General features: G+C 65.5%; 12 protein-coding genes and 1 pseudogene. 5 read left to right on the top strand and 8 right to left on the bottom strand.

All coding sequences use genetic code 11. From position 1 onward, the window contains the following. Positions 1 to 102 precede the first annotated feature (102 nt). From BWQ93_RS03630 to BWQ93_RS03600, 7 genes and pseudogenes are all read right to left on the bottom strand, one after another. Positions 103 to 741 (bottom strand): EF-hand domain-containing protein, encoded by a 639-nt coding sequence (locus tag BWQ93_RS03630; RefSeq protein ID WP_077029328.1) that lies wholly within the window; start codon positions 739 to 741, stop codon positions 103 to 105. A gap of 145 nt (positions 742 to 886) precedes the next feature. Next, entirely contained in the window at positions 887 to 1,324 is a 438-nt protein-coding gene (locus BWQ93_RS03625; RefSeq protein ID WP_156878126.1) for a hypothetical protein, read from the bottom strand. Positions 1,325 to 1,369: 45 nt separating this feature from the next. Beyond that, positions 1,370 to 1,741: a hypothetical protein gene (locus BWQ93_RS03620; RefSeq protein WP_077029326.1), complete on the bottom strand. Its 372-nt coding sequence runs from the start codon at positions 1,739 to 1,741 to the stop codon at positions 1,370 to 1,372. 35 nt (positions 1,742 to 1,776) lie between these two features. Beyond that, positions 1,777 to 2,361 carry a helix-turn-helix domain-containing protein gene (locus BWQ93_RS03615; RefSeq protein WP_077029325.1) on the bottom strand — a complete coding sequence of 195 codons (585 nt, stop codon included), beginning with the start codon at positions 2,359 to 2,361 and terminating at the stop codon, positions 1,777 to 1,779. Positions 2,362 to 2,477: 116 nt separating this feature from the next. Then, positions 2,478 to 2,990: pseudogene (locus tag BWQ93_RS03610) on the bottom strand (CHASE3 domain-containing protein); the annotation flags it as partial. 270 nt (positions 2,991 to 3,260) lie between these two features. Beyond that, positions 3,261 to 4,364, bottom strand: a complete 1,104-nt coding sequence (locus tag BWQ93_RS03605; protein WP_077029323.1) for an NADH:flavin oxidoreductase/NADH oxidase — start codon at positions 4,362 to 4,364, stop codon at positions 3,261 to 3,263. A gap of 25 nt (positions 4,365 to 4,389) precedes the next feature. Then, positions 4,390 to 5,172 (bottom strand): SDR family NAD(P)-dependent oxidoreductase, encoded by a 783-nt coding sequence (locus tag BWQ93_RS03600; protein WP_077029322.1) that lies wholly within the window; start codon positions 5,170 to 5,172, stop codon positions 4,390 to 4,392. Positions 5,173 to 5,297: 125 nt separating this feature from the next. Here BWQ93_RS03600 and BWQ93_RS03595 point away from each other — a divergent pair, with 125 nt between their 5' ends. Next, on the top strand, positions 5,298 to 6,065 hold the full coding sequence (locus BWQ93_RS03595) for a ThuA domain-containing protein (RefSeq protein ID WP_077029321.1): 768 nt from the start codon (positions 5,298 to 5,300) through the stop codon (positions 6,063 to 6,065). Between the two features lie 263 nt (positions 6,066 to 6,328). Here BWQ93_RS03595 and BWQ93_RS03590 read toward each other — a convergent pair whose 3' ends face one another. Further along, positions 6,329 to 7,966, bottom strand: coding sequence for a GMC family oxidoreductase (locus BWQ93_RS03590; protein WP_077029320.1), 1,638 nt, complete (start codon positions 7,964 to 7,966; stop codon positions 6,329 to 6,331). Between the two features lie 122 nt (positions 7,967 to 8,088). On the opposite strand from BWQ93_RS03590, the gene BWQ93_RS03585 reads away from it, so the two are divergent. The 4 genes from BWQ93_RS03585 (at position 8,089) to BWQ93_RS03570 (ending at position 13,636) form a co-directional block, all read left to right on the top strand. Then, complete coding sequence (locus BWQ93_RS03585) at positions 8,089 to 8,835, top strand: glucose 1-dehydrogenase (protein WP_077029319.1); 747 nt, start codon at positions 8,089 to 8,091, stop codon at positions 8,833 to 8,835. Then, positions 8,835 to 9,548 carry an SDR family NAD(P)-dependent oxidoreductase gene (locus tag BWQ93_RS03580; RefSeq protein ID WP_077029318.1) on the top strand — a complete coding sequence of 238 codons (714 nt, stop codon included), beginning with the start codon at positions 8,835 to 8,837 and terminating at the stop codon, positions 9,546 to 9,548. The genes BWQ93_RS03585 and BWQ93_RS03580 overlap by 1 nt, the downstream gene beginning before the upstream one ends. Before the next feature lie 139 nt (positions 9,549 to 9,687). Further along, a complete protein-coding gene (locus BWQ93_RS03575; RefSeq protein ID WP_077029317.1) occupies positions 9,688 to 12,060 on the top strand; it encodes a TonB-dependent receptor in 2,373 nt (790 codons plus the stop codon). A 118-nt stretch (positions 12,061 to 12,178) separates the two neighbouring features. Further along, positions 12,179 to 13,636 carry a carotenoid oxygenase family protein gene (locus tag BWQ93_RS03570; protein ID WP_077029316.1) on the top strand — a complete coding sequence of 486 codons (1,458 nt, stop codon included), beginning with the start codon at positions 12,179 to 12,181 and terminating at the stop codon, positions 13,634 to 13,636. The last annotated feature ends 2 nt before the right edge of the window (positions 13,637 to 13,638 follow it).

Below are 13,638 nucleotides of genomic sequence, written 5' to 3'. Positions count from 1 at the left end.
ACCGGCCGCATGAGGCCGGTGGGCGATAGCTGGCAGGGCCGGCGGGCAAAGGCAATGCCAGGGAGGGGGAGATAGCCGCCCTCGCCCGTCGGTCCCGCCAGTTCAGTTGGCGGGGCTCGCCGCGGCGGCGGCCCGCTTGGCGCGCCATTCGGCCCGCTTTTCCTTCTTCGCCGCGCGCTGCGCCTGGCGCTCGTCGGCGGTGACCTGGCCGTCCTTGTTGGCATCGGCCGCGTCGAAGCGCGCGAGCGCCGCGGTCTGGAACTCGGCGGCGCTGATCGCCTTGTCGCCGTCGGTATCGGCCTTCATCATCATGCCCCCGCGCATGCCGTGGTGGCCGCCGCGCTTGCCATGATGGCCGCGCATGCCGGGGCCGCGCTTGCCCGGCTCGCCGGCTTCGGCGCGCTTCTCACCACGTTCGGCTTTTTTGGCGGCGCGCTTCGCGGCGCGATCGGCGGCGTGCTGGTCCCATTCGGCCTTGCTGATCTGGCCGTCCTTGTTCGCGTCGAAACGCTCGAAGGCCTTGGCCTGCATTTCGCTGCGCTTGGCGGCGCGGTCAGCCTGGTCGAGCTTGCCGTCGCCGTTCGCGTCCATCTTCGCGAACATCGCGGTGGCATTGGTCTGGACCTCGGCGCGAGTCAGGGTGCCGTTGCCCTCGGCATCGGCCTTGGCGCCGCCCGGGGCGGCGAGAACGGGCACGGCGATCAACGCGGCGCCCAAAGTCAGAAGCGACAATTTCTTCACGTAACGAACTCCTCATGAGCAGTCCGAAGGAGACTGCGATGAGGGCGGTCTAGGCGCGGTCTGTCCCACCGCCATGCCGGATAGGCGTAATTTTGTCGCAAATTGTCGCAGGATCGGCGCGCCGTTCATGGCGGCGCAAGGCGCGTCAGCCGCCGCGGGCGGCGCGCGCCTTCTGGTCGGCGCGGTTCCATAGCGCCGCGCAGAGGATCACCGTCAGCATCGGATAGGCCCAAAAGCCCTGCCCCGCCGAATAGACGCGCGGCACGATCTCAGGCGCCGCGAGCTTCGCCATATGGGTGATCACGTTGATCAGTTGAAAGGCCGGCAGGCACATCGGCCAGTATCGCCGGCTGCGCAGTGCCTGCGCCATGTAGATGGCCAGCAGCAGCAAATCGACCGAGACGACAGACAGGCTGAAAATCTCGAACCGGGTGCGCGACAGATAGAGCGCAACCGCGGTCATCACCGACGCGACCGCGAGCACCACGATCGCGAAGCGGCTCTCGCCGTCCCCGATGCGCAGCACGATGACCAGCACCGTGACCAGCGCCACCAGGTAAAGCACCCCCCAGATCATGGTCACGTCCTCTCAATAGACATGTTGTGATCACGACCTGGGGGGATGCCCTCAGGCCGTCGCTGTCCTGTCGACGGCGAGGATCGGATCCGCTTCGACGAGGGTCCCCGCCGGCGGCAATGTCTTTCCGAGGTCGCCGACACCGACGATACGGTTGCGCAGCCCCATCCTGTCCTTCACGCTGGTCAGTTCGTGGTGCAGCGCGACGACGCGTGCGCGCCCTTCGAACAGTCCGGTCACCGAAGCGTGCAACAGGTTGAAGCTCGTATCGCCCATCACGGACGACAGCTTGGCCGATGCCTGCGCCTGCGGCAAGATGCTGACCAGTTCCCCGGCACGCGCGATCGCCTCGTCGATCGCTTTTTCATATTGGTGCAGCTTGTCCGCGACCTCGTTGGCGGCGGCGATGCGTTCCTTGAGCATGTTCCCACTCCCCCAGACCGCCCGATCGCGGCCGTTCAGGGAGACGAAATGAGCCTCGAGATTCCGACGAGCCCGTTGACGAGCACGCCGAACGCGATGACCGATCCCATCGCGATGGCAAGGGTGACCAGCAGCCGTTGCCAGACCGAAAGCCTGTTTTCGCCCCCGAAGAATTTGGCGATCGGATGATCCGGCTCGAGCCAAGCCCCCCCGCTCCCGGAATCGGCTATCGACCCGGTCTCTCGAGGCATGGCGTGATCGAGATCGCCGGGGCCGTCGCCTTCCCCCGCCGATGCCCCCTTGTCGGCGGCAACCGGCCCGTTGGGAAGGCTCACATTTTCATATACCAAATTGGTATCGGTCGAATCCGGTGGCTTTTCGGGAGATGAAGGCGGGTTGTCGGCCAGCATCTTGGCCGCGACAAAGCGCGAATTGGTGCCGAGCTTGCGGCAGGTCGCCTTCAGCCGGGCATCGACGGTGTGCGGCGACAGACCGAGCTCGCGCGCGATCGCCTTCGACCCAAGGCCCTTGCCCACCAGGCGCAGACATTCGATCTCGCCCTCGCCGAGGCTATCGATCAACCGCCTGGCATCGCTTTCGGGATGCGAATCCTGTTTCATTCCAAACGACTTGCCCCTTTATCGGGAAGCTTTGCGCGACCAGATTGCCCGTTACCATGCAGCGTCATGCTTCGGTAACCCTATTTGCGTCGCTTCCGTAGCGCATTTTCGACCAATTACAGGGCGTGGTTGCGCGCCCACTGGCTGCGCGCGATCAGCACCGCGGAGATGATCAAGAGCAGGATCAGCCCGGCCTGAAGCGCAAAGCTGCGCTGGCGGAGCGCGGTGCGCGAACCGTCGGCGACCGCGGTGCGCTCGGCGAGCGTCTTGCGCTCGGCCTCCGAGATTTCGCCGATGAGCAGGCGGAGGCGATCCATCGACCTCTTGCCCTCGCCGCTGGCGATCAGCGCGATCGCTTCGTCGCGCCGCCCGGCTTCGACCAGGTCGATCGTGCGTTCGACGAAGCGGCGCTTTTCGGTCGAGGTCGCGCGCAGCTCGGCGATCAGCCGATCCTGCCCCTCGCCGCCCGCCAGCTTCTGGAACAGTTCGAAATTGGCGTCGATGCGCGATTCGGCGCTGCGATAGGGCGCCAGGAACGCCGGATCGCCGGTGATCACGATGCCACGCTGGCCGAGCTCGATATCCTGATGCCGCGCCAGCACCCCCTGCAGCGCGGCACGCGCGTCATAGGAATCGACGACCTGCTAGCGCAGCCGAGCATTCTCCGCGAACCCGCGGTCGGTCCCCAGCGACAGGATCGACAGGATGACGAGCACCCCGGCGCAGGTGCCCACCAGCACCCAGTTTTTCGCCGCCACTCGCCACCATGTCGCTATCCGCACCGCTGCAGTCCTCATTACCGGGGCGCCGCCTCCGCACGCGTAGAGTAACAGACAGGGTCCCATCTGGCACGAAAAAGGAATGCTTAATCAACGCTCTCGATCGCCGGCAGCAAATCTCTATATTGTAAAGAGATCGGGGTAATCGCGCGGCTGCGAGCGCAGATATTGCGGCGGCGCGGACACTTTGGCACCGAGGTGCGCGGCGGCGTGCCAAGGCCAGCGAGGATCGAACAATATGCCGCGCGCCAGCGCGACCATATCGGCGTCGCCCGAGGCGATAATCGCCTCGGCCTGGTCGTAATCGGTGATCATGCCCACTGCGACGACCGGCATCGGCACGGCCTGCATCACCGCGCGCGCGAGGGGCACCTGATAGCCGGGTCCGACCGGAATTTGCTGGCGCGGATCGAGCCCGCCGCTCGACACATGGATTGCCGAACAGCCGCGCGCTTCGAGTTCCTGTCCGAACCGGACGGTCTCCTCGATCGTCCAGCCGCCATCGACCCAGTCGGTACCCGACACGCGGACGGTGACGGGGCGATCGGCGGGAAAGGCCCCGCGCACCGCATCGAAAACCTCGATCGGAAAGCGCATCCGGTTCTCGAGACTGCCGCCATAATCGTCGGTGCGGCGGTTCGACAGCGGCGAGAGAAACTGGTGCAGCAGATAGCCGTGCGCAGCGTGGATCTGCACCGCATCGATGCCGAGCCGCGCGGCACGGATCGCCGATGCGGCAAAGGCGTCGCGGATGCGCGCCATGCCGTCGCGGTCGAGCTCGGCCGGCGGAACGTCGCCTTCGGCGAAAGGTAATGCCGACGGTCCCTCGGTCTGCCAGCCGTTCGGACCGCCGGGCGCCAGCTGCGCCCCGCCTTTCCACGGCACCTCGGTCGAGGCCTTGCGGCCCGCATGCCCAAGCTGGATCGCGATCGGCATATCCGACCAGCGGCGGACGCTCGCCAGCGTGCGCGCCATCGCGGCTTCGGTCGCATCGTCCCACAGGCCCACGTCGGCATAGCTGATCCGCCCCTCGGGCAACACCGCGGTCGCCTCGATCGTCAGCAAGGCTGCGCCGGATAGCGCCAGATTGCCGAGATGGATCAGATGCCAGTCGGTCATGCAGCCGTCGACCGCCGAATATTGGCACATCGGGGCAATCACGATGCGGTTGCGAAGGGCGAGGCCGCCGACGGTCATCGGCGTGAACAGCTTGGGTTCGGTCACAGTCGCTCCAGCAGAATAGGGGCCGTCAGACGCCCATCATACCGGCGGTGGTCGCGCCGTCGATGACATAGTCGGCGCCCGAGATGAACGCCGCCTCGTCGGAGGCGAGGAAAGCGACGAGGGCGGCGACTTCGGCAAGCTGCGCCATGCGCTTCATCGGCGCCATGCCCTCGAACGCGGCGCGGGCGGCGTCGGGATCGGGCGCGCGGTCGATGACGCCGCGGATCATGTCGGTCTCGACCACCCCCGGAAGCACGGCATTGACGCGGATCGCATAGCCCTTGCCCGCGCAGTGGATCGCCGCCGACTTGACCAGCGCGACGACCGCCGCTTTGGTCACCGAATAAGCGGCATAATTGCCCATCGCACGATGCGCGTTCATCGAAGAATTGACGACGATGGACCCCGCAGCACCGCCGGGATTCTTCGCCATCGCGCGAATCGCATGCTGGACGGTGAGCATCACACCGGTCTGATTGACCCCCACGATATGGTTCCAGGCGTCGATGCCGATATCCTCGACGCTCGCATCGCCCGCTTCGGTCCCGGCATTGGCGAAGGCGATGTCGAGCCGGCCATATTCGGCGTCGATCTCCGCCATCAGCGCGGGCCAGGCGGATGCGTCCTCGACGCGGTGGGCGCGGAAGACGGCGCCGGTGTCGGCCTCGACCCTCGCGGCGGCCTCGGTGTTGGAGCCGGTGAAGACCACTTTCGCGCCTTCGCGCGTCAATCGCGCGACCGCCGCAGCGCCAATCCCGCTGGTCCCGCCGGTGACCAGAGCAACCCTGCCGCCCAGCCTCTGCTGCATCGCGCCTCTCCTCTCGCCGTCCCTCTTGCCAGTTTCATGGTCTTCGGGAACCTATCAATACAGCAAGGTGACGGCAGCGCACCGCACCCGCATGATGGCGCCATAACAGGAGGAGAGAACCGGCGATGAGCGACAGCGAACATCCGCCCCGCATCGATTGCGTGCTGATCTGCGGCGGTGTCTGGCACGACATGGATTTCGCGCGGCTCGAGCTGCTCAAACTGCTCGCCGAGGACCAGCGCGTGCGGACGCGGGTGTTCGAAAATTACGACAATATCGCGGCGATCGAGGCGGCCGATATCCTGATCACCTATACCTGCGACGTTACCCCGTCGCTGCCCGCGCAGGAGGCACTCAAGCGCTGGCTAGCGAAGGGCGGGCGCTGGTACGCGCTCCACGGGACGAATTCGATCCTCCGCCTGCTCGACACCGGTCTGTGGGACGCGCCGCGCTGGGCGCCGCTGATGATGAACCTGCTCGGCTCGCAGTTCATCAGCCATCCGGCGATCGAGCCCTATACGGTGCGCGTCGCCGACCCCGACCACCAACTCACCAAGGGCATCGAGCCGTTCGAGACGACCGACGAGCTGTATCACCTCGAAACGCACGGCGACCTGCATATACTGCTCGACACCGAATGCACCGGCCCCGGCACCGGCTTCGTCGAAGCCGCGGACGCGCCGGGCACCTACCCGGTCTTCTACATCAAGCGGCACGGCGCGGGGGCAGTGCTGTACCTGACGCTCGGCCATTGCCGCGGGCATTACGACCTGCAGCCGATGATGGACTGGTGGCCGACGGTCGACCGCTGCGCGTGGGACCTGCCGGTCTTCTACGACCTGCTCCGCCGCGGGATCGGCTGGCTAAAAGAGCGCAAGAGCGTTTTAGCATAAGCATCTGGTTTCTGGCGTTAGTTTCCGCTCCCTGACGAAAGCCGGGGTCCAGATGCAAGCGCAGCCCACTCCAAAAAAGCCGTCGTATTCAAAAAGGCTTTCCTACATTATCTAGCTATGCAAGCATCGATTCCAGCGCTTTTACTCGGTCGACATGCGCGGTTGCCGAGGTCCTGCTGGGGGAGCGCACAGGGCTGAACTTTCCTGAACTTTGGACAGGGCAACGGCAGTCCCCCGCCCCGGAATCGCCATCACCAGATGCTTCACGCCACCGCGCGCAGCCGTCGCCGATCCTCGCGGATCAGTCCGGCCGCGCGCAACGCCAGCGCCATCGCGGGCGCGTTGGTGTTGCCCGTCACCGGCGACGGCATCACCGAGCAATCGACGACGCGCAGCCCGCCGACGCCGTTGACGCGCAGCCGCGCATCGGTGACCGCGCGATTGTCGCTGCCCATCCGGCATGTCCCCACGCCGTGCAGGCCGCAGGTGGCGAGGCGGCGGAAGGCGGCGAGGATTTCGGCGTCGCTCTGCACCGCCGCGCCGGGAAGCAGTTCGCGCTCGACAAGGCCGACGAGCGCGGGCTGCGCCATATAGCGGCGCATCGCATGCACCGCGGCGATCGCGCTGCGCTCGTCCTCGCGCGTCGAGAGCCAGTTGGGCTTGATGTCGGCGGCTGCATCGCTGCCGGGGCCGGTGATCGCGATGCTCCCCTCGCTCGTCAGCCGGAGGAGCTGCCCATAAATGGTCATGCCCGGCTTGCGATCGATACTGCTGAGCGGCACCGGATGCTTGTCGTCGCCGAGCGCGAAGGTGTAGCCGCCGAGGTAGAGCTGCAGATCTGGGCGCATGTCGCGGCTGGTGAGGTTCAGGAAGGCACCGACCTCGAACGGCCCGGTCGCCATGATGCCGCCGCGCGTCAGCATATATTGCGCCATCGCGCGCATCAGCCCGACGCCGAAGAAGCTGCGGTTGCTGCCGACATCGCGTGCCAGCCGGTGCGGCATCGAAAAGCCCAGATGCTCGCGCAGCCGCCCGCCGACGTCGGGGGCGTCGATGAGCGGCTTGACCCCCGCGGCGCGCAGCATATCGGCAGGACCGATGCCCGAGCGCTGGAGCAGCAACGGGCTCTCCAGCGTCCCGCCCGACACGATCACCTCGCCGTGGCAGTCGAAGCGCCGCGGCTGGCCCGCGACCTTCGCCTCGACCCCGGTCACGACGCCATTCTCGACGACCAGCCGCTCGGCCATCGCGTGCGTGACGACATGCAGGTTCGGCCGCTTCTTCGCCCGCGCGAGGAAGGTCGTCGCCGCGCTCTCGCGCCGCCCACGGCGGACATTGTGCGAATAAAAGCCGACGCGGTCGAGCGTCGTGCCGTTGAGGTCGTCGACGGGTTTCAACCCCATCTCGACCCCGGCCTGCACGATCGTCTCGGCCAGCGGATAGCTGTGAATCTTGGGCGCGATGCCGACCGGCCCGCCCGCCCCGCGCATCGCGCTGGCGCCGAGGCCATGATCCTCGAGGCTGCGGAACGCCTCCGTCATCGCCGCGCCATCCCAGCCGGTGCCGCCGAGCTTTTCCCATTCGTCGTAATCGGCGGGCTCGCCGCGGCTCCAGATCATGCCATTGACCGCCGACGACCCGCCGAGCCCCTTGCCGCGGATCCACACCTCGCCCGGCGCGCCGCCGTCGCCGCGCGGCTGCGACACGCCATAGGCCCAGATATGGTCGGGATTGGTGACGAGCTTCGCCACCCCCTTGGGGATTGCGACCCAGCGGCTGGCGTTGTCGCCGCCCGCCTCGAGCAGCAGCACGCGGATTTGCGGGTCGGCGCTCAGCTGCTCGGCGACGACGCATCCCGCCGATCCAGCCCCGACGACGATATAGTCCCAGCTCTCCGCCATGGCGCTCTCCTGTCCCGGCCCCGATGTGGAACCGACCGGCGGCCCGCCGCACCTAGCGCAATAAATAGTCCCCTCGCCCCGTTCGCAGCATGATAGTGCCAGCGCAAAAGATGGAGGACAGGATGGCAGGGCAAGGCCGCATCGCGGGCAAGATCGCGTTCGTCACCGGCGGCGCATCGGGGCTGGGGCTCGACATCGTCCGCCGCTTCGTCGCGGAGGGCGCAAGCGTCGTCATTGCCGACATCGACACCGCCGCGGGCGAGGCGCTCGCCGCCGAACTCGGCCAGCGTTTCGTCAAGCTCGACGTGTCGGAAGAGGCCGACTGGCTCACCGCGCTCGGCAACTGCGATCGGATCGACATCCTCGTCAACAATGCCGGGATCACGACGCACGGCTCGATCGAGGACCTGACGCTCGAAGCCTTCCGTCACGAATTTTCGGTCGATGTCGACGGGGTCTTTCTAGGCTGCAAGCATGTGATCCCGAAGATGAAGGAGCATGGCGGGTCGGTGATCAACATGTCGTCGATGTGCGGCGTGCGCGCGCAGGGCGACCTGGCCGCCTACAACGCCGCCAAGGCCGCGGTGACGCACCTCACCAAGTCGGCCGCGCTCCATTATGCGCGCAAGGGTTACGGCATCCGCTGCAATTCGGTGCATCCGGGCGCAATCCACACGCCGATCCTCGACAAGGTGATGGCGCAGGTCGATGATCCGCAGGCGCTGTACGATGGCTGGGTCGCGACGCACCCCGTCGGGCGGCTCGGCAAGCCCGAGGAAATTTCGGCGATCGTCCTCTACCTCGCATCGGACGAGTCCGCCTTTGCCACCGGCGCCGAGTTCCGCGTCGACGGCGGCAGTTCGCTCTGATGGCGGGCCGCCTCGACGGCCGCGCCGCGCTCGTCACCGGAGCGGGATCGGGGATCGGGCTTGCGACGGCGCGGCGGCTGACCGCCGACGGCGCGCGCGTGCTGACCACCGACCGTGCGGGCGACGTCGATATCGTCGCCGACGTCACCGAAGCGGGTGTCAACGCGGGGCTGGTCGACGAGGCCGCCCGCCGGTTGGGCCGGCTCGATATCGTCGTCGCCTGCGCGGGCATCACCGGCATGCAGATGCTCGACGGGCACGACGATGAATTTTTCGACCAGATGATGGCGGTCAACGTCACCGCGGTCTTCCGCCTGATGCGCGACGCGTTGCCGCTGCTCAAAAGCTCGCCCCACGGCCGGATCATCCTGATCGGATCGGTGATGTCGAGCTTCGGCGAGGCGGGCATGGCGGCCTATAGCGCGTCCAAACATGCGGTGCTGGGCATGGCCAAATCGGTCGCGACCGAGGTCGGGGCTTATGGCATCACGGTCAATTGCATCCAGCCTGGCGCGATCGACACGCCGATGACCGCGCCCGCCTTTTCGGCGATGCCCGAATTCAAACAGCGCTGGATCGACAAGGCCGCGCTCGGGCGTCTCGGCCAGCCCGAGGACATCGCCGACGTCGCCGCCTTCCTCGCCTCCGACGACGCGCGTTTCATGTCAGGCCACGGCCTGTTCGTCGACGGCGGCGCGACCCAGCGTCAATAATATCGCCCAGATTTAGCGGCTTTGCGGCCGTTACGGCACGCCTGATATTTTTGATGATTGTTCAAAAGCGGCATTAAGCAGACCTTCCGTCCAACGCGACCGGCGAAGCTATGCGACGGCGCGAGAGGGAGGACCGACGATGATCACGCACGCCCGAATGCTGCCTGCCGTGTATACCACGGTGTCGCTAATCGCCCTGGCCATCGCCACCCCGGCGTTCGCGCAGGAAGCGCCTGTTCAGGACGAGAGCGGCGGAGCGATCCGCGAAATCGTCGTCACCGCGCAGAAGCGCGAGGAAAGTGCGCAGTCGGTTCCCGTCGCGATCACCGCGCTCGACGCAGAGGCGTTGGACACCGGCATGGTCCAGGACATTCGCGATGTCGCGGGGCGCGTTCCCAGTCTGGTCATCGACAGCGTTTCCGCAGGACCGAGCGCTGCGGCGATTTCCATCCGCGGCATTTCGTTCGAAGATATCGAGAAAAGTTTCGACCCGACCGTCGGCGTCGTCGTCGATGGCGTCTTCATCGGGACGAACACCGGCCAGCTGCTCGACAGTTTCGACCTCGAAAGCCTGCAGGTCCTGCGCGGTCCGCAGGGAACGCTGTTCGGCCGCAACACGATCGGCGGCGTGATCGAGGTGAAGCGCAGCAAGCCGACCGACGACTTCGGGGCGAAGGGCCGCTTCTCCTACGCACGGTTCGATACCAAGAGCGCGCGTTTGGTCGTGAACAGCGGCAAGCTGGGCGACTTCATCGCGCTCAAGGCCTTCGGCTATTACGACAAGACCGACGGCTTTGTCCGCAACGCCATCAGGGGCGGGCGCGACGGCAAATATGAGACCCTGAGCGGCGGCGTTACCGCGCTGATCGAGCCGAGCAGCGATTTCTCTGCCGAGATCACTTACGAACATAGCCGCGAACGCGGCGAGACGGTGTCGATACCGACCTCCTCGAGCCTGGACCTGATCTGCCTGGCCGCGGGCGCGCCGGGATTTTCGCCGGTCGCCGAGTGCAACCGGTTCAGCCTTCCCGATCGCGGCATGGACGTCACCTATCAATTGGCGCCGCATGACGTCACCAACGACACCGACGCGCTGACCGGCAACATCACCTGGTCGCTCGGCGACAATCTGACGCTCTATTCGGTCACCGGCTATCGCACCAACGACGAGAATGTGGCGCAAGATTTTGATGGCAGTTCGGCGGATTTCTTCGCTACCCGGCGTATCCAGAAATTCGAACAATTCAGCCAGGAACTGCGCGTCGTCGCCGAACTGAGCGACGCGGTCAACCTGCTGGTCGGCGGATATTATTACAACAGCAATTACCAGCTGGACCAGTTCACTCGGCTGGGGCCCGTGCCCTCGCAGAGCCCCACGGGAGCGACGCTGCGCGCCTACACCGACAACAAGGCGACGTCCTATGCCGGGTTTGCCGACGCGCAATTCACGCTGACCGACAAGTTCAAATTCTCGGTCGGCGGCCGATACACCCGCGACAAAAAAGAAACTTTCAACAATTATGGGCAGGTCGTCGGGCTCGTCGAATTGAGCCAGCCGACATTCGACGGACGGTCGTGCGTTCGGGTGACGGGGGTCTTCGGGCCGGGGCCGCTTGCCGGGCTTCCGACCTTCGGTCCGGCGAACAATTGTTCGGGCGAGGCGTCCTTCGGCAAGTTCACCTGGCGCGCCAACGCCACCTATGAAATCGGCGACAACAAGATCGTCTATGGATCCTATTCGACGGGCTTCCGCTCGGGCGGGTTCAACGGACGAGCGGCTTCGCCCACATCGCTTGGTCCTTATTTCCCGGAAACTGTCGATGCATTCGAGGTCGGCCTGAAAGCCGACTGGCTGGACCGCACCTTGCGCACGAACATCGCCCTGTTCCACACAAAATATAACAACAAGCAGGAGGAGGTCGTTCAGCCTTCGCCCCCCGGATCGGCCCAGCCCCAGGAAACGGTCGTCGGAAACGCCGCCTCGGCGAAGATCACCGGCGCCGAAATGGAGCTGATCATCCAGCCCTCCGACGCGCTGAATTTCACGGCGTCGGCGAGCTATATCGATGCGAAATACGGCACCTTCCTGAAAGATCTCAACGGCGACAATATCGGGGACGACGTATCGACGCTCACCTTGCGCCGCGCGCCAAAATATCAGATTTCGACCGGGGTCAATTATTCGAAGGAAATTGGCTCGGGCCGCTTCGACGCCAATGTGCTGCTCCGCTTTCAGAGCAAGACGGCCACTTGCATCGTCGCAAACCGGCCGATCGTGCTTGGTGCCGTAACCAATGATTTCCGCTGCTTCACCAAGGATCGCGAGAATCTGTCTGGGCAAATGTCCTACACTTTCCTCACGGGCAGCGGCGAAATCAGCGTTGCCGTCTTCGGCCGCAATCTGACCAATGTCCGCGACATCGGCAGCACGCTGCCGGTGGCGGGCCTCTTCACATTCTCGGGTGCGATCGAGCCGCGGACTTACGGGGTCGAGCTCGGCTTCAAATTCTGATCGAACCTTCCCGCCACGGGCACGGCGGGATCGCAAAAGGGGGAGCCCAAGCGAACAGGGGGCGGCGCGTTGCACCGCCCCTTGTTTGATGCACTATCGAGCGAAAAGAGGGACGAGGATGACGCAGGCCTTTTTCGACCACCCCTATCTGTCGGGCCATCACCAGCCGGTGCGCTTCGAAGGGACCGCGCCCGACCTGATCGTCGAAGGCGAAATCCCCGCCGACCTCGTCGGTGTCTTCTATCGCAACGGCCCCGAGCCGCTCTATCCGACGCGCGAGGGCGAGTATCACTGGTTCGACGGCGACGGCATGGTCTATGCTTTCCACATCGCGGACGGCCGTGCCTCGATGCTCAACCGCTGGGTGCGGACCGAAAAGTTCGAGCTGGAGAAGGCAGCGGGCAAGCGCCTGTTCGGGCTGTTCGGCAACCCGATGACCGCCGATCCGTCAGTGCAGGGCAAGCGCTACAACACCGCCAACACCAATATCATCGTCCATGGCGGCAAATTGCTCGCGCTGATGGAGGGCGCCCCCGCGGTCGCACTCGACCCGCGCACGCTCGAGACTTTGGGCGAGGAACATTATGGCGGGACGATCACCACGACCTTCTCCGCGCATCCCAAGATCGACCATCATACGGGCGAACTGGTCAACATCGGCATGGCGATCAACGGCCCGATGGGCGCGCCGCAGTTGCGGTACGACGTGATCGCCGCCGATGGCAGCGTGCGCAAGGCCGAGATCATCGACATGCCGCACAACGCCTTGATGCACACCTTCTTCCTGACCGAAAATTGGGTCGTTTTCCCGGTGATCCCGATCGACGCCGATCTCGGCCGTTTCATGAAGGGTGGACCGATGACCGCCTGGGTTAATGGCCGCCCGACCAAATTCGGGGTGATGCCGCGCGAGGGCAGTGCGAGCGACCTTCGCTGGTTCGACTATGAACCGCGCCACATGTTCCACGAACTCAACGTCTGGGAAGCGGATGGCGAGATCATCGCCGACGTCGCCGCCGCGAACGGCACCGCGCTCTTCCCCGACGAGACGGGCGCGAAAAAGACCCATGGCGATACCCAGCAGAGCCTCCGCCGCTGGACCATCGACCCCGGCACCAACGGCAACGGAACCTGGATCAAGGAGGAGACGCTCAACGACCGCGACATCCAGTTCCCGCGCCCCGACGACCGCTTCATGACCCGCGCCTCGCGCCACAGCTTCGCCAATATCAATCTCAATAGCCGCGACGGCCGCGCCGAGGGGATGGACGGCGTGCTCCGCTTCGACACCGTGAGCGGCAAGGAGGATGTCTATCACTTCGGCAACGGCGCCTCGTGCGGCGAACTGATCTTCGCGCCGAAGGTCGGTGCCGCGGGCGAAGGAGACGGTTATGCGATGACGTTGGTCCACCGCGCGGGTGCAGCAACGAGCGAGCTCGCGATCTTCGACGCGCTCGACATCGCCGCGGGGCCGGTCGCATTGGTGCAGGTGCCGTTCCGCGTCCCATCGGGGTTCCATTGCAATTTCTATGCGGCGGACTCCATGCTCTATCGACAAGCGCTCGGCGCAGCATAGGG

This window comes from Sphingopyxis sp. QXT-31, from assembly GCF_001984035.1.
In the GTDB taxonomy this organism is placed as follows: Bacteria; Pseudomonadota; Alphaproteobacteria; order Sphingomonadales; family Sphingomonadaceae; genus Sphingopyxis.
The sequence above is the reverse complement of the archived record's forward strand: the minus strand, read 5'-3'. Positions and strand labels throughout refer to the sequence as shown.